This window comes from Micromonospora rosaria (assembly GCF_001567585.1).
Taxonomy (GTDB): Bacteria; Actinomycetota; Actinomycetes; order Mycobacteriales; family Micromonosporaceae; genus Micromonospora; species Micromonospora rosaria.
Genome location: NZ_LRQV01000039.1, coordinates 1 through 17,680 on the forward strand (window position 1 = coordinate 1; position 17,680 = coordinate 17,680).

General features: G+C 75.5%; 17 protein-coding genes. 8 read left to right on the plus strand and 9 right to left on the minus strand.

The window, feature by feature from the left end; genetic code table 11:
• The first annotated feature begins 220 nt into the window (after positions 1-220).
• Positions 221-3,601, plus strand: coding sequence for an AfsR/SARP family transcriptional regulator (locus tag AWW66_RS35965; RefSeq protein ID WP_169807106.1), 3,381 nt, complete (start codon positions 221-223; stop codon positions 3,599-3,601).
• On the opposite strand, the gene AWW66_RS13015 is transcribed toward AWW66_RS35965, so the two are convergent.
• The 4 genes from AWW66_RS13015 to AWW66_RS13030 form a co-directional block, all read right to left on the minus strand.
• Positions 3,585-4,400, minus strand: coding sequence for an ABC transporter permease (locus tag AWW66_RS13015; protein WP_067364868.1), 816 nt, complete (start codon positions 4,398-4,400; stop codon positions 3,585-3,587). The genes AWW66_RS35965 and AWW66_RS13015 overlap by 17 nt on opposite strands.
• Positions 4,397-5,371: an ATP-binding cassette domain-containing protein gene (locus AWW66_RS13020; RefSeq protein ID WP_067364870.1), complete on the minus strand. Its 975-nt coding sequence runs from the start codon at positions 5,369-5,371 to the stop codon at positions 4,397-4,399. Before AWW66_RS13020 ends, AWW66_RS13015 begins: the two co-directional genes overlap by 4 nt.
• 204 nt (positions 5,372-5,575) lie before the next feature.
• Entirely contained in the window at positions 5,576-7,198 is a 1,623-nt protein-coding gene (locus AWW66_RS13025; protein ID WP_067364941.1) for an acetolactate synthase, read from the minus strand.
• A 110-nt stretch (positions 7,199-7,308) separates the two neighbouring features.
• Entirely contained in the window at positions 7,309-8,082 is a 774-nt protein-coding gene (locus AWW66_RS13030) for an enoyl-CoA hydratase/isomerase family protein (RefSeq protein ID WP_067364872.1), read from the minus strand.
• Positions 8,083-8,192: 110 nt separating this feature from the next.
• Between AWW66_RS13030 and AWW66_RS13035 the strand changes: the two genes are divergently transcribed.
• The 3 genes from AWW66_RS13035 (at position 8,193) to AWW66_RS13045 (ending at position 10,105) form a co-directional block, all read left to right on the plus strand.
• Positions 8,193-8,663, plus strand: coding sequence for a DUF6232 family protein (locus AWW66_RS13035; RefSeq protein WP_067364875.1), 471 nt, complete (start codon positions 8,193-8,195; stop codon positions 8,661-8,663).
• Positions 8,664-8,760: 97 nt separating this feature from the next.
• Positions 8,761-9,243, plus strand: coding sequence for a DUF6232 family protein (locus AWW66_RS13040; RefSeq protein WP_067364877.1), 483 nt, complete (start codon positions 8,761-8,763; stop codon positions 9,241-9,243).
• 103 nt (positions 9,244-9,346) lie between these two features.
• The gene (locus AWW66_RS13045) at positions 9,347-10,105 is read left to right on the plus strand and encodes a hypothetical protein (RefSeq protein WP_067364944.1); all 759 of its coding nucleotides are present in this window, start codon (positions 9,347-9,349) and stop codon (positions 10,103-10,105) included.
• 34 nt (positions 10,106-10,139) lie between these two features.
• On the opposite strand, the gene AWW66_RS13050 is transcribed toward AWW66_RS13045, so the two are convergent.
• Positions 10,140-10,595: a rhodanese-like domain-containing protein gene (locus tag AWW66_RS13050; RefSeq protein WP_067364878.1), complete on the minus strand. Its 456-nt coding sequence runs from the start codon at positions 10,593-10,595 to the stop codon at positions 10,140-10,142.
• Between the two features lie 71 nt (positions 10,596-10,666).
• Here AWW66_RS13050 and AWW66_RS13055 point away from each other — a divergent pair, with 71 nt between their 5' ends.
• Positions 10,667-11,698 (plus strand): helix-turn-helix domain-containing protein, encoded by a 1,032-nt coding sequence (locus AWW66_RS13055; protein ID WP_083978456.1) that lies wholly within the window; start codon positions 10,667-10,669, stop codon positions 11,696-11,698.
• Between the two features lie 73 nt (positions 11,699-11,771).
• Here AWW66_RS13055 and AWW66_RS13060 read toward each other — a convergent pair whose 3' ends face one another.
• Both AWW66_RS13060 and AWW66_RS13065 read right to left on the minus strand, forming a co-directional pair.
• Positions 11,772-12,179: a YccF domain-containing protein gene (locus tag AWW66_RS13060; protein ID WP_067364879.1), complete on the minus strand. Its 408-nt coding sequence runs from the start codon at positions 12,177-12,179 to the stop codon at positions 11,772-11,774.
• 22 nt (positions 12,180-12,201) lie between these two features.
• Entirely contained in the window at positions 12,202-13,143 is a 942-nt protein-coding gene (locus tag AWW66_RS13065; RefSeq protein ID WP_067364881.1) for a ribokinase, read from the minus strand.
• Here AWW66_RS13065 and AWW66_RS34370 point away from each other — a divergent pair.
• Positions 13,061-13,342, plus strand: coding sequence for a hypothetical protein (locus AWW66_RS34370; RefSeq protein WP_169807105.1), 282 nt, complete (start codon positions 13,061-13,063; stop codon positions 13,340-13,342). The genes AWW66_RS13065 and AWW66_RS34370 overlap by 83 nt on opposite strands.
• Positions 13,343-13,395: 53 nt before the next feature.
• Here the strand turns inward: AWW66_RS34370 and AWW66_RS13070 are convergent, their stop codons facing one another.
• Positions 13,396-14,238 (minus strand): ABC transporter ATP-binding protein, encoded by an 843-nt coding sequence (locus AWW66_RS13070; RefSeq protein WP_157527436.1) that lies wholly within the window; start codon positions 14,236-14,238, stop codon positions 13,396-13,398.
• A gap of 131 nt (positions 14,239-14,369) precedes the next feature.
• Between AWW66_RS13070 and AWW66_RS13075 the strand changes: the two genes are divergently transcribed.
• Both AWW66_RS13075 and AWW66_RS13080 read left to right on the plus strand, forming a co-directional pair.
• Complete coding sequence (locus AWW66_RS13075; RefSeq protein WP_067364886.1) at positions 14,370-15,383, plus strand: ABC transporter ATP-binding protein; 1,014 nt, start codon at positions 14,370-14,372, stop codon at positions 15,381-15,383.
• The gene (locus AWW66_RS13080) at positions 15,380-16,387 is read left to right on the plus strand and encodes an ABC transporter permease subunit (RefSeq protein ID WP_067364888.1); all 1,008 of its coding nucleotides are present in this window, start codon (positions 15,380-15,382) and stop codon (positions 16,385-16,387) included. Before AWW66_RS13075 ends, AWW66_RS13080 begins: the two co-directional genes overlap by 4 nt.
• A gap of 91 nt (positions 16,388-16,478) precedes the next feature.
• Here AWW66_RS13080 and AWW66_RS13085 read toward each other — a convergent pair whose 3' ends face one another.
• On the minus strand, positions 16,479-17,654 hold the full coding sequence (locus AWW66_RS13085; RefSeq protein WP_067364890.1) for an ROK family transcriptional regulator: 1,176 nt from the start codon (positions 17,652-17,654) through the stop codon (positions 16,479-16,481).
• Positions 17,655-17,680: the final 26 nt, after the last annotated feature.

A 17,680-nucleotide genomic window follows, 5' to 3' on the forward strand; every position in this document is an offset into this window, starting at 1 on the left:
GGGAGGCCGGGAGGCCCGGGGTGCCCCGGGGGCCCCGCCGGGACGGCGAGCCGACCGGCGAAGACGACCCGGCCGGTGGCGACACGCGGGGCCGGGAGGGCCTGCACAGCCGCGACGGCGAGCCCCCGCTCGGGGAGGAACACCCCGAGTCCCGGTGACCCCGGACGCCCCCCGACCGGCCACCGTCGGTGCTCCGCACCGACCCGGCACAATCGGTGCCGTGCAGATCTGCGTGCTCGGGCCGCTGGAGGTCCGGGTCGCCGGGGTACCGGTCGAGGTCGGCGGCGCCCGGCTGCGCCGGCTGCTGATCCTGCTCGCCCTGGAGCCCGGCCGCCCGGTCCCGATCCCCCGGCTGGTCGACGGGGTGTGGGGGGACGATCCGCCCACCGGCGCGGTGAACGCCCTCCAGGCCCTGGTCTCCCGGCTGCGCCGGGCCGTGCCGGGGCTCCCCGTCGAGGCCCGGCCCGGCGGGTACCGGCTGGCGCTGGGGCGGGACGCGGTCGACCTGCACCGCTTCGAGACGGCCGTCGCCGCCGGCCGGGCCCTGCTGCGCACCGACCCGGACGAGGCGTACCGGCGGTTGACCGAGGCGCTCGACCTGTGGCGGGGGCCGGCCCTGGCCGACGTCGCCGACACCGACGTCGCGCGGGCGCCGGTGGCCCGCCTCCAGGAACTCCGGCTCACCGCCACCGAGGAGGCCGTCGAGGTACGGCTGGCCCGGGGCGAGACCGACACCCTCCTGCCCCGGCTGCGGGAACTCGTCGCCGAGCACCCGCTGCGGGAACGGCTCACCGGGCAGGTGATTCGCGCCCTGCACCGCAGCGGCCGAATCCCGGAGGCCCTCGCCGAGTACGACCGGTTGCGCACCCGCCTGGCCGAGCAGTTGGGTACCGATCCCAGCCCCGAGCTGGCCGCCCTGCACCTGGCGCTGCTGCGCGGCGACCCGGCACCGCCCGCCGGCCCGACCGCCACCGCGCCGGGACCGGCCGGTCCGCCGCCCGCGCCGACACCGGCACCGACCGGACCAATGGCCACGGCGACACCGAGCGGACCACCGGCCGCACCGGTGCCCGCCGCGTCGGTGGCGGCCGACGGGGGTCGCCGGGGGAACCTGCCCGCCGGGCTGACCAGCTTCGTCGGGCGGCGGGAGGCCCTCGACGCGGTCGCCGACCTGCTCGGCCGGGCCCGGCTGGTCACCCTCACCGGGCCCGGCGGCGCCGGCAAGACCCGGCTCGCGGTGGAGGCCGGCCGGCGCGGCGGGGACCGGTTCACCGACGGCGTCTGGCTGGTCGAACTGGCCTCGGTCACCGACCCGGCCGAGGTGGCGCCGACCGTGCTGGCCGCCCTCGGGCTGCGCGAGACGACGCTGTTCACCCCGCGCGCCGCGCTCGCCACCAGTGAGGTCACCGACCCGACCGAACGGCTGACCGACGCGCTGGCGACCCGCGCCGTCCTGCTGGTGCTGGACAACTGCGAGCACCTGCTCGACGCCACCGCCGCGCTGGTCGACCGGCTGCTCGCCGCCTGCCCCCGGCTGCGGGTCCTGGCCACCAGCCGCGAACCGCTGGCGATCACCGGGGAGACGGTCCGGCCGGTCGGCCCGCTCGACCTGCCCCCGCCGGGGGTGGACCCGGGCCGGGCCCTCGACTACCCGGCCGTCCGGCTGCTCGTGGACCGGGCCACGGCGGCCCGGCCCGACTTCGTGGTGGACGCGCAGACCGTGGACGCGGTGGTCCACATCTGCCGGGCGCTGGACGGCATGCCGCTCGCCATCGAGCTGGCCGCCGCCCGGCTCCGCTCGATGACCGTCGGCCAGGTCGCGGCCCGGTTGGCCGACCGGTTCCGGCTCTTCACCGCGGGCAGCCGGACCGCGTTGCCCCGGCACCAGACGCTGCGGGCGGTGGTGGACTGGAGCTGGGACCTGCTCGACCCGGCCGAGCGGGCGCTCTGGCGACGGATGGCGGTCTTCGTCGGGGGTGCCACGCTGGGCTCGCTGGAACGGGTCTGCGCGGGCGGCGACCTGGACCCCGCCGACGTCCTCGACCGGCTCACCGCCCTGGTCGAGAAGTCACTCGTGGTCACCGTGCTCGACCCCGCGCCCACCACCCGCGGGACCGAGCCGGTGGGCGCGGGCGGCGGGGGCGAGGCGGAGCCCCGGTACCGGATGCTGGAGACCATCCGCGAGTACGGCCTGGCCCGGCTCGCCGAGGCCGGTGAGGCGGAGTCGCTGCGGCAGCGGCACGCCGCCGAGTTCCTGGCCCTCGTCGAGCGGGCCGACGACCACCTGCGCGGCCGGGACCAGCTCCCCTGGCTGCACCGGCTCCGGACCGAACACGACAACGTGCACACCGCGCTGCGCCGGACGATCAGCGCCGGCCAGACCGGTACCGCCGTCCGCTTCGTCGCCGGGCTGGGCTGGTACTGGTGGCTGCGCGGGCACCGGGCCGAGGGCGCCGACCTGGCCGAGGAGGTGCTGACCCGGGCCGAGCGGGAGCGGCTCACGCCCACCGCCGCCACCGTCGTGGCGTACGCGACCGGCGCGTCGAACCTGCTCAGCGCCCGGGCCGACCTGGACCAGAGCCAACGGTGGTTGCACCGGGGCGCCGAGGTGAGCGTCGGGCTGGACAGCAGCGCCCCGATGTTCCGGCTGACCCCGCCGATGGCGGTGGCCGCCGAGCCGGGCCGGGAGGCCGCCGGCACGGCCCGGCTGGCCGGCTTCTTCGCCGACGCCGACCCGTGGGTGGCCGGGGTGGCCCGGTTGATGCACGCGCACCTGTGTCTCAACCAGGGCGCCCCGACCACGGAGGCGGTGGACGGGTTCCGGGCCGCCCTGGAGCTGTTCGAGTCGGTCGGCGACCGGTGGGGCGCCTCGGCCGCCCGGTTCTCGCTGGCCGAACTGTGGGCCCGCGCGGGTGACCACGCCGGGGCGGTGGACACCGTCCGGTGGGCCATGGCGCAGGCCCGGGAGCTCGGCGCGTTCGAGGACCTGCCGGGCATGCGGGCCCGGATCGCCCACCAGCACTGGCTGCTCGGCGACCGGGAGACCGCGCTGGCGCTGCTGGGCGAGGCCCGGCAGGAGGCGGAACGGCTCGGGGCCACCGAGAGCTGGGCGGCGGTCGCCGCCACCTACGGGGAGGTGCTGCGGGACCGGGCGGACTGGGCCGCCGCCCGGGACTGGCTGGAACGCGCCCGCGACCGGCTCACCGGCCGCCAGGTGGTGCCGCAGTGGCTGGCCATGTTCGCGACCGGGCTGGCCCACTCGGCGGTCGGGGCGGGCGACCCGGCCGAGGCCCGTACCCACCTGGCGGAGGGGTTGGCGCTGGCCGTCGACGCCCGGGACGCCCCGGTCACGGCGATCGTCCTGGTGGGCTACGCCGACCTGGCGCTGCGCACCGGGTCGGCCGTCGGGGCGGCGTACCTGCTCGGGGCGGCGGTCGGCGTCCGGGGCGGGGTGGACCGGTCGGCGCTGGACGAGCTGCGGGTGACCCGGGCCGCGCGGGACGCGCTCGGCGAGGTGGCCTTCGCCGAGGCGTCCGCGCGCGGCCGGGACGTCCGCGTGGAGACCGCCCGAGAGGCGGTGCGGGTCACACTCGACGCCTGAGCCCCCGTACCGCCAGGGGGGCGAAGACGATCGCGATGGCGGCGGCCCAGATCAGCGTGGTGACCACGGGGCGGGCCACCGGGCCGGCGACCAGCAGCCCCCGCAGCGCGTCGGCGAGGACGGTGACCGGGTTGACCTCCACCCACGCCTGCAGCCAGCCCGGCATGGTCTCGGTGGGCACGAACGCGTTGCTGGTGAAGGTCAGCGGGAAGATCACCGTGAAGCCGAAGATCATCACCTTGTCCGGCTCGCTGACCAGCACCCCGACCAGCACCGAGATCCACGACGCGGCCAGCGAGAAGACCAGCAGCAGCGCGAACGCGCCGAGCAGGCCGAGCAGGCCGTTGCCGAGCCGGAAGCCCAGGATCATGCCGACGCCGATCAGCAGCGCCACCGACCAGGCCTGTTTGGCCGTATCGGCGATGATCCGCCCGGCCAGCGGCGCCCAGCGGGCGATCGGCAACGCGCGCAGCCGGTCGAAGACCCCCTTGGTCAGGTCGTGGTTGAGCCCGAACCCGGTGGACATGGTGGCGAAGAAGGAGTTCTGCACGATGATGCCGGGCAGCGCGAAGAGCAGGTACTCCCCGGGCGAGCCGGCGATCGCCCCGCCGAAGACGTAGGTGAAGAGCAGCACGAACATCACCGGCTGGATGCTCAGGTCGAGCAGTTCCATCGGGTTGTGCTTGATCTGGACCAGGCTGCGCCAGGCCAGCGTCATGGTGTGCCGCAGCCCGGCGACGGGACCCGGCCGACGCACGGGCGCCAGCGGGCCGGTGGTGGGGGCGGTGGCGGTGGTCATGCCACGGCTCCTTCCAGGTCGGTGTCGGCCGGGGCGTCCTGCTCGGCGCGGTGCCCGGTCAGGGAGAGGAAGACCTCGTCGAGGCTGGAGCCGCGCAGGGACAGCTCGGCGACCGCGATCCCGGCCTCGTCCAGGCGGCGCACCACGGCGGGGAGCACCCCGGGGTCGTTCACCGGCACCCGGACGGTCTGCTGGGTGACCTCGGGGGTGGCGCCGGCGGCCGCCCCCGCGACGGCCACGACGGTCGGCACGTCGGCCGGGTCGACCGGCCGGACGGCGAGGCTCTGCCCGCCCGTCTTGGCCTTCAGCTCCTCGGGGGTGCCCTGGGCGATGACCCGACCGTGGTCGACCACGGCGATCTCGCTGGCCAGTTGGTCGGCCTCCTCCAGGTACTGGGTGGTGAGCAGGACGGTGACGCCGTCGGCGACCAGCCTCCGGACGATGTCCCACAGCTCGGTGCGGCTGCGCGGGTCGAGGCCGGTGGTGGGCTCGTCGAGGAAGAGCACCTGCGGCCGGCCGACCAGGCTGGCGGCCAGGTCGAGGCGGCGGCGCATGCCACCGGAGTAGGTCTTGGCGGCCCGCTCCCCCGCGTCGGTGAGGTGGAAGTCGGCCAGCAACTGCCGGGCGCGGGCCTTCGCCTCGGCCCGGCCCATGCCGAGCAGCCGGCCGATGAGCAGCAGGTTCTCGCTGCCGGTCAGGGCCTCGTCGACCGAGGCGTACTGCCCGGTCAGGCCGATGATCTGGCGTACCCGGTGGGCGTCGCGCCGCACGTCGAAGCCGCCCACGGTGGCGTGCCCCTCGTCGGCGCTCAGCAGGGTGGCGAGCACCCGTACCGAGGTGGTCTTGCCCGCCCCGTTCGGGCCGAGCAGCCCGAAGACGGTCCCGGTCGGGACCGCGAGATCGACACCGGCGAGGGCGGTGGTGGCGCCGAACCGGCGCACCAGCCCCTCTGCCCGGATTGCGTAGTTCATCAGGTCTCCCGTCGTTCGATCGACCGTCACACCCTGCCCGGTGGGTGTGACAACCCGCCGACCCGTCGCTGACAGTACGGCGACCGGAGCTGATATTTCGCTTATTGTGGCTGCTCAGGGCCGGTCCTCAACCGGTGCCACACGCCGACCGCCGTCCCTCGCGGGGGCGGCGGCGGTCGGCGGCGGCGGTCGGCGGCGGGTCGGTCAGGCCAGGTTCGACGAGCGGGGGTACGCGTCGGTCGGGTCGGTCAGCACGTTGACCAGGTACGGCACCCCGGCGGCGAAGGCCCGCTTGAGCGCCGGCCCCAGGTCGGCCGCCTTGGCGACCGTCTCGCCGGCCCCGCCCAGCGCCTCGACCACCTTGTCGTAGCGGAGTTCGGGTTGCAGGTCGGCGGCGACGTCGTAGCCGTACATGGCGCGCATCGGGTGCTTCTCCAGCCCCCAGATGCCGTTGTTGCCCACCACGATCACCGCCGGCAGGTTCTGCCGGACCAGCGACTCCACGTCCATCAGCGAGAAGCCGGCCGCGCCGTCGCCCATCAGCACGCAGACCTGCCGGTCCGGGTGACTGACCCGGGCCCCCATCGCGTAACCCAGGCCGGTGCCGAGGCAGCCGTACGGGCCGGGGTCGAGCCAGGTGCCCGGCTGCGCCGGCTCCAGGTACTTGCCGGCGTACGAGACGAAGTCCCCGCCGTCGCCGATGGTGATCGCGTCGGCGGCGAGGACCTTGCGCAGTTCCCCGTACACCCGGGCGGGCCGGATCGGGTCGGTGTCGGCGGCCATCGCCTCGGCGTCGCGGGCCTTCGCGGCGTCCTCGGCGGCGCGCAGGTGGGCGATCCAGTCGGCGTGGTCGGCCCGGTCCCCGGCGTGGTCGGCGAAGGCGGTCAGCACGAGCCGCAGGTCCCCGGCGGGGCTGGCGGCCGGCTGCACGTGCTGGGCGCGCTGGCCGGGGGCGTCGACCACGTGCACCACCTGGGCGTCGCCGAAGTCGCCGAAGCCGAGCCGGAAGTCCAGCGGGGTGCCGACCACGACCACCACGTCGGCGCCGCCGAGGGCGACCCGGCGGGCCTTGGCGAAGGCGAGCGAGTGCGCCGGCGGCAGCGCGCCCCGGCCCATCCCGTTGGTGAAGACCGGCACCTGCAACGCCTCGGCGGCGGCGCGCAGCGCCTCGACCGCGTCGCCGCCCCAGACGTCGGAGCCGGCCACGATGACCGGGCGGCTGGCCCCGGCGATCAGCCGGGCCGCCCGGGCGACCTCGTCCGGGTCCGCCTCGACCGGCGCGACGGGGGTGGCCTCGGGCGCGTCGGCGTCGCCCACCGAGAAGACGACCTCCAGCGGGAGGTCGAGGAAGACCGGGCCCCGGTGCGGGGTGAGCGCGGTGGTCAGCGCGGCGGCCACCGCCCGGGGGATGTCGTCGGTGCCGAAGACCGTCTCGGCGTGCTTGGTGACCGGGGCGACCAGCGGCAGGTGGTCCATCTCCTGGAGGCTGCCGGAGCCCCAGCGGAACGCCGGGGCCCGGCCGCCCAGCACCAGCACCGGCGAGGCGTTGAAGTACGCGCTGGTCAGCCCGGAGATGCCGTTGGTCACGCCCGGGCCGGCGGTGAGCACGGCCAGCCCGGGGCGGCGCTGGAGCTTGGCCACCGCCTCGGCGGCGAAGACCGCGGACTGCTCGTGCCGGACGTCGTAGATCGGAAAGCCGCTCGTGTAGGCGGCGTCGTAGAGCGGGAAGACGTGCCCGCCGGAGAGGGTGAACATCTCACCGACGCCGTACGCGCGCAGCGCCGCGAGCGCCAACTCCCCGCCGTGACCTTCGATCCGCTCCGCCATCGCCACTCCCACCTCGTCGGCTCGCCGTCGGTTGACCGGAGTCACACGTTACTGGCCGGTAAGAGGAATGTGAACCACTCTCGGAACGACTCCGGTCGACGCCGCCCGGGTCAGCGGCCGGTGAAGTCCGGGCGGCGCTTCTCGACGAACGCCGCCATGCCCTCGCGCCGGTCGTCGGTGGCGAACAACCCCGCGAAGAGCTGACTCTCCCAGGCCAGGCCGGAGTTCAGGTCCATCTCCAGCCCACCGTCGACGGCCAGCTTCGCCGCCCGCAGGGCCTGCGTCGGCCCGGTCAGGAACGGCGTCACCAGCTCGACCGCGGCCGAGTACACCTCGGCGGCCGGGACGACCCGGTCGGCCAGGCCGATCCGCAGCGCCTCCTGGGCGTCCACCATCCGGCCGGACATGATCAGATCCTTCGCGCGGGCCGGGCCGACCAGGCGGGCCAGCCGCTGGGTGCCCCCGGCACCGGGGATGACGCCCAGCTTGATCTCCGGCTGGCCGAGCTTGGCGTCCTCGGCCACCACCCGCCAGTCGCAGGCCAGCGCCAGCTCGCAGCCGCCGCCGAGGGCGTACCCGGTGATCGCGGCGACCACCGGCTTGGGGATGCGGGCGAACGCGCCGAGGGCGCCGGACAGCTCCGCCGCCCGCTCGGCCATGTCCACATAGGACATGTCGGCCATCTCCTTGATGTCCGCGCCGGCCGCGAAGACCTTCTCCCCGCCGTACACGATGACGGCGCGGACCTCCGGATCGGCGGCGGCGGCCGTGGCCGCGGCGCGCAACTCCTCCTGGACCTGGGTGTTGAGGGCGTTCATCGGCGGCCGGTCCAACCGGATGGTGCCGATGCCGTCCCCGCTCCCCAGCCGCACGAACTCGCCCACGCCGGTCCTCACTTCCTCGTCGAAGCTGCGTGCCAACCTTACGGCCAGGATCGTTGGGGTACGTAGCCTGGATGTCAGCACCGGTCCGATCCCCGCCCGCGGAGCCGCCGATGACCACCTACTACGACGACCGCACCGTCCAGGTCACCACGACGGCGATCCGGGTGCACGGACGCACCTTCCCGCTCGCCGAGATCACCGCCGTGTGGCACCGGCGGGACAGCCGGTCCTGGCGGGTGCTCGCCGGCCGGGGCGCGATCGGCGCCGCGCTGGCCGCCCCCGTCGTCGCGGCGCTGCTCGGCATCGCGCTCGGGCTCTGGCTGGACGCCTCCCTGACCGTCACCGTCGCCATCGTCGGGGCCGCCATCCTGGTCGGGCTCGGCGTCGGCCCGCTCGCCGACGTCCTCTTCGAACACCTGGACCGCTCGTACGCCCGGGGCAGCCGACCCCGGGAACTCTGGGTCCGGTGGCGGGGCACCCCGGTCCGGCTGCTGCGTACCGGTGACGCGCTGCGCTTCGGCCAGATCTACCGGGCGGTGCAGCGCGCGGTGGAACACACCGCGACGACCCGGTACCGCTGACCCGGCACCACCGCCCGTGGTGACGCATGACCCGGCACCGCCGCCCCTGGTGACGCAGCGGGGCGGCGGGGTGACGGAAAAGCGGTTAGGCTTAGTGATGGCGCTCTATTACCGGGACGACACGGTGCAGGTGACCTCCGAGTCGATCCGCTCAGGTGGCGTGGCCATTCCGATCGACGAGGTGACCTACGTCTGGCACGACCGGGGGCGCAAGACCCTCGCCGTCCGGGGCCGGGTGATCGGCCGGGGCGTGCTGGTGCTGCTGCTCTCCCTGCCCCCGCTGGTGGCCCTGGTCTGTGTGGTCTCCCTGCTCTGGTCGGCGACGGACCGGGGCAACTGGACGACCGTGCTGATCGTCCTGGCCGCCTTCGCGGTCGGCGCGCTGGCCCTGGCGCCCTTCCTGGAGCTGCCGCTGAGCTGGCTGGACCGCTCGTACGAGCGTGGGAACCAGGTGCACGAGCTGTGGGTGCAGCACCGGGGCCACGAGGTGCTGCTGCTGCGCACCCCCGACGCGCTCCGGTTCGGCCAGATCTACCGCGCGGTGCAGCGCGCCATCGAGCAGCGGGGCGAGCACGGCTGACGGGGCGGTGCGGCGACCGCAGCGGGCCGGGCCGGCGACCGGTGACGGGGCCGGCCGGGGCCGGGCCGGCGACCGCTGGCGGGCCCGACGCACACTGGAACGCATGGCGATCCCCCTTCCCCGGCCTGCTGCGATGGTCGGCCTCACCCGGTCCGCTCTCGATCAGGCGCTCGGCTCGGCCGCGTCCCTCGCCGCCGTGCCGGCCCGCGCGTTCGCGGTGCTCGACGGCGTGGACGCGCTGCTGACCCGGATCAACGGGGTGGTGGACCGGATCGAGGAGACGCTGGACCGCACCGACCGAGTGCTGACCGAGGCCGAGGGCGCGGTCCGCGAGGTCGCGGTGATCAGCGCGGCGGCGACCACCGCGATCGAGAACGCCACCGAGGTCGCCACGGTCGCCGCCCGGGTGGTCGGCGAGGCGGAGCGGGTCTCGACCGCCGCCGCCGCGCTGGTGGCGCAGGCCGAGCAGGTGGCGTCGGCCGCCGGCACGGTCGTCGCCGAGGCCGACACGGTCGCCGGCCGCGCGGCCGGCACGCTCGCCACCGCGCAGGAAGCGGCGACCACCGCCGCCGACCTGCTCGCGGCGTACGAGCCAGCGCTGCGCCGGGCCGCCCCGATGGCGAACCGGTTCATCGAGCAGCTCAGCCACGAGGAGGTGACCGCCGCGATCCGCCTCGTCGACGAGTTGCCCAAGCTCAAGGAGCACGTCAGCGCCGACATCCTGCCGATCCTGGCCACCCTGGACCGGGTCGGCCCGGACCTGCACGACCTGCTGGAGGTGACCCGCGACCTCAAGCTCGCCGTGGCCGGCATCCCCGGTCTGGGCATGCTCCGGCGACGCGGCGAACGCCTCACCGACTGACCCCCTGAGCCACCCGCCTGCGCTGAGCGGCCGGTCAGCAGGCGCAGGCGGTGCCGGGGGGCGCGGTCAGGTCGTCCACCGGACGCCGGTGCACACCCTGCGGGGTACGGACCGGCAGGCCCTCGCGGGCCCAGTACTCGAACCCGCCGAGCATCTCCTTGACCGGGTACCCGAGGCGGGCGAAGGCGAGGGCGGCCCGGGTGGCGCCGTTGCAGCCCGGCCCCCAGCAGTAGGTGACCACCCGCGACCCGGCCGGGACGACCTCGGCCGCCCGGGCCGCGATCTCGTCGGTGGGCAGGTGCACCGCGCCGGGCAGGTGCCCCTGTCGCCAGGCGGCGGCGGAGCGGGAGTCGACCACCACCAGGCCGGGCGTACCGGCCTCCAAATCGGCGTGGACGTCGGCGACGTCGGTCTCGGCGCTGAGCCGGGCGAGGAAGTGTGCGGCGGCGGTCGCGGGGGACAACGGCTGGACGGCGAAGCTACGGGACATACCGACGATCCTGCGACCCGGCCGGCCGGCGCGGCAGTGGCGTGGACGACGTTGTCCGCTAACATCCCGCCATGCCTGGCGCCCCCGCCGGCCCCGCCACCCCCACCGGCCCGGCGGGCGGCCCCCGCGACCGTACCGTCGCCGTGCTCGCGTACCCGGGGATGTCGGTCTTCGAGACCGGGATCGTCACCGAGGTCTTCGGGCTCCCCCGGCCCGAGTTGGACGTCGCCTGGTACGACCTGCGCGTCTGCGCCGAACGGCCGGTGGTGCCGGTGCTCGGCGGGGCCACCCTGCACACCCCGTACGGCCTGACCGAGCTGGCCGAGGCCGGAACGGTGATCGTGCCCGGGGTGCCGGACGTGACCGTCGGCCCCTCCCCCGACCTGGTCGGCGCGCTGCGCCGGGCCCACCGCCGGGGCGCCCGGCTGCTGTCCATCTGCTCCGGCGCGTTCGCGCTGGCCGGCGCCGGGCTGCTGGACGGCCGGCGGGCCACCACCCACTGGCGGTACGCGGACCTGCTGGCCCGCCGCCACCCGGCGGTCGACGTCGACCCCGACGTGCTCTACGTCGACGGCGGCGACGTGCTGACCAGCGCGGGCAGCGCCGCCGGGCTGGACCTCTGCCTGCACCTGGTCCGCCGGGACCACGGCACCGCGATCGCCAACGCGGTCGCCCGGCGGCTGGTGATCCCGCCGCACCGCGACGGCGGTCAGGCGCAGTTCGTCCAGGCGCCGGTCCCCGCCGACCCGGACGACGACCGGATCGCGGGCAGCCTGGCCTGGGCCCTGGCCCACCTCGCCGAGCCGCTGACCGTGCAGCGGCTGGCCCGGCAGGCCGGGATGTCGTCGCGGACCTACCTGCGGCACTTCGCGCGGGCCACCGGGACCAGCCCGATCCGCTGGCTGGTCGGCCAGCGGATCCGGGCCAGCCTGGCGCTGCTGGAGTCGACCGAACTGCCGGTCGAGCGGATCGCCGCCACGGTGGGCTTCGACACCCCGGTCACCTACCGTCACCACTTCACCCGGGCGATGCGGACCTCACCGTCGGCGTACCGGCGGGCCTTCCGCAGCGGCGGCCCACCGGCCGCAGCCGGTCCAGGCTGACCGGCGGGCCGGCGGGCCGCGTTGAGCGGTGTTGCCAGGCGCGGGCGGGGCCGCGCTGAGCGGTGTCGGGCGGTCAGGCGTGGGCGACGCCCGGCCGACGCAGGTCGTCGATCTCGACCACCTCGCGGCCCAGCGGCCAGAACGCGGCGGGGACCAGCTTGAAGTTGGCGATGCCGAACGGGATGCCGATGATGGTGAGGCAGAGGCTCACCCCGGCGACGATGTGGCTCAGCGCCAGCCACCAGCCGGCCAGCACCACCCAGAGCACGTTGCCCAGCCCCGACCCGACCCCGAGCCCCGGCTTCGGCACCAGCGTCCGGCCGAACGGCCAGAGCGAGTAGACGGCCAGCCGCAGCGACGCCACTCCGAACGGGATCGTCACCACCAGCACGAAACAGATCAGGGCGGCGACGCCGTAGCCGATGGCCAGCACCAGGCCGCCACCGAAGATCAACCAGAGCACGTTGAGCAGGAGCCTCATGTCTCCATCGTGCCTGGGCGGTTCAAGCGGGCGGCGCGTACAGCGCGTCGATGTCGGCCCGGTGCGGGAGGGACACCGAGGCGCCGAGCCGGCGGACGCAGGCCGCCCCGGCCGCCGCCGCCCAGTGCACCGCGTCGACCAGGTCCCGCCCCTCGCCCCAGGCCACCGCGAGGGCGGCGGTGAAGGCGTCCCCCGCCGCCGTGGAGTCGACCACGTCGACCGTGACCGCCGGGACGTGCACGGCCACCCCGTCCCGCTCGCCGTACCAGGCGCCCTGGCCGCCGAGGGTGAGCACCGCCCGGGGTACCAGGTCGAGCAGGGCCTCGGGAGCTTCCCGCCCCCGCCCGGTGAGCGTCTGCGCCTCGGTCTCGTTGACCACCAGCAGGTCGACGGCGTCGAGCAGGTCCGCCGGCACCGACCGGGCCGGGGCCGCGTTCAGCACCACCCGGGTACCGGCCGCACGGGCGGCCAGCGCCGCCTCGGTGACCGTCTCGACCGGGATCTCCAACTGGGCGACCAGCACGTCCGCCGCGCGTACGCAGGCCAGTTCGGCCTCGGTGAGGCCGGTGAACGCGCCGTTCGCGCCGGGGGTGACCAGGATCGCGTTCTCCCCGTCCGCACTGACCATGATCAGCGCCACCCCGGACGCGCCGTACACCACCCGGAGCTGGCCGGTGTCCACCCCGGCGGCGGTGATCCGGGCCCGCAGGGTGACCCCGAACGCGTCCGACCCGATCGCGCCGAGGAAGGCACAGCTCGCGCCGGCCCGGACGGCCGCCACCGCCTGGTTGGCCCCCTTGCCGCCGGGCACCATGACGAAGTCGCTGCCCAGCACCGTCTCGCCGGGTCGGGGCAGGGTGGGCGCGGTCGCCACCACGTCCATGTTCGCGCTGCCCACGACGGCGATCCTGGTCGCCGCCGGTACCGGCGCTGTCGAGTCCACCGTGCCGTACCTCCCCCACATCGACCACGAGCACGCCCACGACCTCGCCGAGTGTAGGCCCGCACCGGATTCCGGAGCCGCCCTCGGTGCGCTGCGGCCGACGCGCTACGGCACGGTGCGGCCGATGCGGTCGCCGCGCTGCGGCGCGGCGCGGCCGGCAGGGTGCGGCGCGGCCGAGGGGGTGCGGCCGGCGGGATGCGGCGCAGCCGGCGGGGTGTGAGGAGGGGGCCCTTCCTCTACCGAAAGCGTTAACAGGGGGCCCTTCCTTACACCTCAGGCGGCGCGGGCGGTCCAGCGGTCGCCGCGCCGTTCCACGGTCAGCGGCAGGCCGAAGGTCGTCGACAGGTTCTCCCCGGTGAGGGTCCGGTCGAGCAGGCCCTGGGCGACCACCCCGCCGTCGCGCAGCAGCAGGGCGTGGGTGAAGCCGGGCGGGATCTCCTCCACGTGGTGGGTGACCAGCACCAGGGCCGGGGCGTCCGGGTCCTGGGCCAGCTCGGCCAGGCGGGCCACCAGGTCCTCCCGTCCGCCCAGGTCGAGCCCGGCTGCCGGCTCGTCGAGCAGGAGCAGCTCCGGGTCGGTCATCAGCGCGCGGGCGATCTGCACCCGCTTGCGCTCCCCCTCGGAGAGCGTGCCGTACCCCCGGTCGGCCAGGTCGCCGACGCCGAGCTGGGCGAGCAGGCCCCGGGCCCGGTTCTCGTCGGCGCGGTCGTAGCTCTCCCGCCAGCGTCCCACCACCGACCAGGCGGCGGTCACCACCACGTCGCTGACCCGCTCCTCGGCGGGGATCCGCTCGGCGAGCGCGGCGGTGGAGAGACCGATCCGGGTACGCAGCTCGTTGATGTCGGTACGGCCGATCCGCTCGCCGAGGACGTGGGCGGTGCCGGTGGTCGGGTGCAGCCGGCCGGCGGCCAGGTTGAGCAGGGTGGTCTTGCCCGCGCCGTTCGGGCCGAGCACCACCCACCGCTCGTCCAGCTCGACCCGCCAGTCCACGTCGTGCAGCAGTGCGGTGCCGGATCGCCGTACCCCGACGGTCTCCAGGCTGACCACCAGGTCGGCGTCCACGGACGACGATGCGGATGCGGCACCACCGGCGCCGGAGATCAGGTCAGTGTGCACCCGCCCATCCAATCACGCACCGCCGGGCTGCCCCCCAGGGGCGGTGGCGCGGGCCTAGGCTGAGGCGCCGTGTCGTTGCTCACCCCACCCGGAGGACGGTCCATGTCGCGACGGTGCACCAGGGCGCCCGGATGAGCCCGGTCATCGAGATCAGCGGGCTGCGCAAGGCGTTCCGCAGCCTGCGGCAGGGCCGCCGGGTCGCGGTCGACGGCTTCGACATGCGGGTCGAGGCGGGGCAGGTGCACGGCTTCCTCGGGCCGAACGGGTCGGGCAAGACCACCACCCTGCGGGCCCTGCTGGGGCTGGTCCGCGCCGACGCCGGGGAGATGACCGTGCTCGGCGCGCGGGCCCCGGCGGAGCTGCCCCGGGTCGCCGGGCGGGTGGGCGCGATCGTGGAGAGCCCGCAGTTCTTCGGCAACTTCACCGGGTACCGCACGCTGCGGCTGCTCGCGCTGGCCGGTGGGGTGCCGACCGACCGGGTGGACCGGGCGCTGGAGCTGGTGGGGCTGCGGGACCGGGGTGACGAGCGGGTCCGGGGGTACTCGCTGGGCATGCGGCAGCGCCTCGCGGTGGCTTCGGCGTTGCTGAAGGACCCCGAGCTGCTGATCCTCGACGAGCCGGCCAACGGGCTGGACCCGGCGGGCATCCGGGAGATGCGGGACCTGACCCGGTCGCTGGCCGAGACGGGGGTGACCGTGCTGGTCTCCAGCCACATCCTCGCCGAGATCCAGCTCATCTGCGACCACGTGACGATCATCTCGGCGGGTCGCCGGGTGGCCGCCGGCCGGGTGGACGACGTGCTGGCCGGGTTCGACCGGCACGAGTTCCGGGTCCGGGTGGCCGAGCCGGAGCGGGCCGCCGAGTTGCTGCGCGCCGCCGGGCTGCCGGTCGGGGCGTACCCCGACCACCTGGTGGTCGGCGGCTCGGGCGACCCGGAGCTGATCGCCCGGACGCTGGGCGAGCAGGGGCTGTGGGTGCACGAGCTGACCCCGCTGCGACCGGACCTGGAGAGCGTCTTCCTCGAACTGACCGGCGGCCCGGCCCACCCCGCCGTGCCCCGGCAGGTGGACGACGCCCAGGCCGGCGACCGGGTCATCGAGCTGGAGGCCACCGGAGCCGAAGACAGCGGGAGGGTCGACGCGTGAGGCTGGTCCGTGCCGAACTGGAGCGGCTGGGTTCGCGCCGCTTCGTCCAGCTCATGCTGGTGCTGCTGGTGCTGGCGTTCGGGGTGACCGCGGCGACCACCCTGGCCAGCTCGCACCGGCCCTCCGCCGCCGAGGTGCAGAACGCCCGCGCCGAGGCGGCCCGCCAGATCCGCGCCCTGGAGCAGGAGTACGACCGGTGCGTGGCCGCCCGCCAGGGGCGGGTGACCCCAGACGAGTTCGGGATGGACCAGTACCCGACGTCCTGCGCGGACCTCGACCCGGGCCGGATCGAACGGCTCCCGGTCACCACCGACTACCTCAGCGGCGTGTTCGTCTTCGCCAACGAGGCCAAGGGCCTGCTGTACTTCCTCATCGCCTTCCTGGTGCTGTTCGGGTTCCTGGTCGGCGCGTCGTACATCGGGGCCGACCTGAACTCCGGCGGGGTGGTCAACCTGCTGCTGTGGCGACCACGCCGGCTGACCGTGCTCGCCGCCAAGCTCGGTACGCTGCTCGGCGCGGTGCTGGTGGTGTCGGTGGCCGCCTCGCTGCTCTACCTCGGCGCGTTCTGGCTGATCGCGCAGGTGGCCGGGCTGCCGGGCACCCTCGACGGGGACTTCTGGCAGGCCCTGGCCGCGCTGCACGCCCGGGGTCTGGTGCTGGTCGGGCTGGCCGCCGCGCTGGGCTTCGCGCTGGCCACGCTGGGCCGGCACACCGCCGCCGCGCTGGGCACGGTGGCCGCGTACGCGGTGGTGTGGGAGTTGGGCGCACGGCTGGTCATGGAGATCGTGGGCGTCCGCCGGGTCGACCAGTGGATGCTCAGCAGCCACATCGGCGCCTGGCTCACCGGCCGGATCGAGCTGTGGGACCCCGCGCTCTGCGACGCCAACGGCTGCCGGGGCATGTACGTCCTCACCTCGGGGTCGGCGCTGCTGGTGCTGGGCGGGTTGACCGGTGCGCTCTGCCTGGCCGCGTTCGCCACCTTCCGCCGCCGCGACCTGATCTGACCGGACCGCTGCCCCGCCGCCCGCCGCCCGCCCCGCCCCGCCCGCCGCCCGTCCTGTCCCGGTGGCGGTCCGGGGCGGGTGGCGGGGGCGGTCAGCCGACCGTCGAGCCGAAGACCTCGTCGCGGACCGCGTCCAGGGCGATGCGCAGCGCGCCGTGCAGGACCGGCTCCTCGGTCAGCCCGGTCGTCACCACCCGGGGCTTGACCAAGGTGATCGCGGCTACCTCGTGCTGCACCCGCTCGGCGAGCGCGGCCCCACCGGCCTGGCCGACCTCACCGGCGAGGACCACCAGCGGCGGGTCGAGCACCACGCAGGTGCCCGCCACACCGAGGGCGAGCCGCCGGGCCAGCTCGTCGAGGAACGGGCCACCGGCCGTGCCGGCCTCGATGGCGGCGCGGACCGTGCCGGCGGCGGTGGTCGCGTCGAAGCCGTGCTCGCGCCCCACCGCGCAGACCGCGTCGGCCGCCGCGAGCTGCTGGAACGCCGGCTTGGCCCGGCGCGAGACGTCCCGGGGGATCGGCACGCCGGGCACCGGCAGGTAGCCGATCTCGCCGGCCGCGCCCGTGCTGCCGTGGTGCAGCCGGCCGTTCAGCATGATGGCCAGGCCGAGCCCGGCGCCGACCCAGATCAGCGCGAAGTCGCCCACCCCCTGCGCCGCACCGGACTGCGCCTCGGCGACGGCGGCCAGGTTGACGTCGTTCTCGAAGAGCACCGGGATCTGGAGGTCCTCGCGCAGGGCGGCCAGCAGCCCCCGGTGCCAGCGGGGCAGGTTGAAGGCGAAGGTGATGTCGCCGGTGCCCGGGTCCACCAGGCCGGGGGTGCCGAGCACCACCCGGCGCACGGTGGCCAGCTCCGCGCCGGCGCTGCTGGCGGCCTGGACGACGGCGTTGTGCACCACGCCGACCGGGTCGTCGGTGTCCCGGGTGGACTGCTCGACCCGGCCCAGCACCGCGCCGGTGATGTCGGCGCAGGCCGCCACCACCCGCTCCGGGCCGACGTCCACGCCGACCACGTGCGCGCTGCCCGGCCGGACCGCGTAGAGCTGGGCGTTGGGGCCCCGGCCGCCGGCCTGCTCGCCGACCCGGGTGACCAGCCCCCGCTCCTCCAGCCGCTCGACCAGTTGGGAGGCGGTGACCTTGGACAGCCCGGTCAGCTCGCCGAGCCGGGCCCGGGTGAGTGGACCGCGTTCGAGCAGCAGTTCCAACGCCGCGCGGTCGTTGAGCGCCCGCAACAGTCGGGGCGTGCCGGGCAGCCGGGTCGCACTCATGCCACGTCCTCTGGTTTCCGTAAACT

What these genes read in the sequence shown, in the direction of transcription:
- AWW66_RS13065 (WP_067364881.1), bottom strand. Translation starts at nt 13,143, where the DNA reads ATGTGGGGGAGGTACGGCACGGTGGACTCGACAGCGCCGGTACCGGCG.
- AWW66_RS13035 (WP_067364875.1), top strand. Translation starts at nt 8,193, where the DNA reads ATGACCACCTACTACGACGACCGCACCGTCCAGGTCACCACGACGGCG.
- AWW66_RS13020 (WP_067364870.1), bottom strand. Translation starts at nt 5,371, where the DNA reads ATGAACTACGCAATCCGGGCAGAGGGGCTGGTGCGCCGGTTCGGCGCC.
- AWW66_RS13025 (WP_067364941.1), bottom strand. Translation starts at nt 7,198, where the DNA reads ATGGCGGAGCGGATCGAAGGTCACGGCGGGGAGTTGGCGCTCGCGGCG.
- AWW66_RS13075 (WP_067364886.1), top strand. Translation starts at nt 14,370, where the DNA reads ATGAGCCCGGTCATCGAGATCAGCGGGCTGCGCAAGGCGTTCCGCAGC.
- AWW66_RS13050 (WP_067364878.1), bottom strand. Translation starts at nt 10,595, where the DNA reads ATGTCCCGTAGCTTCGCCGTCCAGCCGTTGTCCCCCGCGACCGCCGCC.
- AWW66_RS13015 (WP_067364868.1), bottom strand. Translation starts at nt 4,400, where the DNA reads ATGACCACCGCCACCGCCCCCACCACCGGCCCGCTGGCGCCCGTGCGT.
- AWW66_RS34370 (WP_169807105.1), top strand. Translation starts at nt 13,061, where the DNA reads ATGTTCGCGCTGCCCACGACGGCGATCCTGGTCGCCGCCGGTACCGGC.
- AWW66_RS13045 (WP_067364944.1), top strand. Translation starts at nt 9,347, where the DNA reads ATGGCGATCCCCCTTCCCCGGCCTGCTGCGATGGTCGGCCTCACCCGG.
- AWW66_RS13060 (WP_067364879.1), bottom strand. Translation starts at nt 12,179, where the DNA reads ATGAGGCTCCTGCTCAACGTGCTCTGGTTGATCTTCGGTGGCGGCCTG.
- AWW66_RS13040 (WP_067364877.1), top strand. Translation starts at nt 8,761, where the DNA reads ATGGCGCTCTATTACCGGGACGACACGGTGCAGGTGACCTCCGAGTCG.
- AWW66_RS13055 (WP_083978456.1), top strand. Translation starts at nt 10,667, where the DNA reads ATGCCTGGCGCCCCCGCCGGCCCCGCCACCCCCACCGGCCCGGCGGGC.
- AWW66_RS13085 (WP_067364890.1), bottom strand. Translation starts at nt 17,654, where the DNA reads ATGAGTGCGACCCGGCTGCCCGGCACGCCCCGACTGTTGCGGGCGCTC.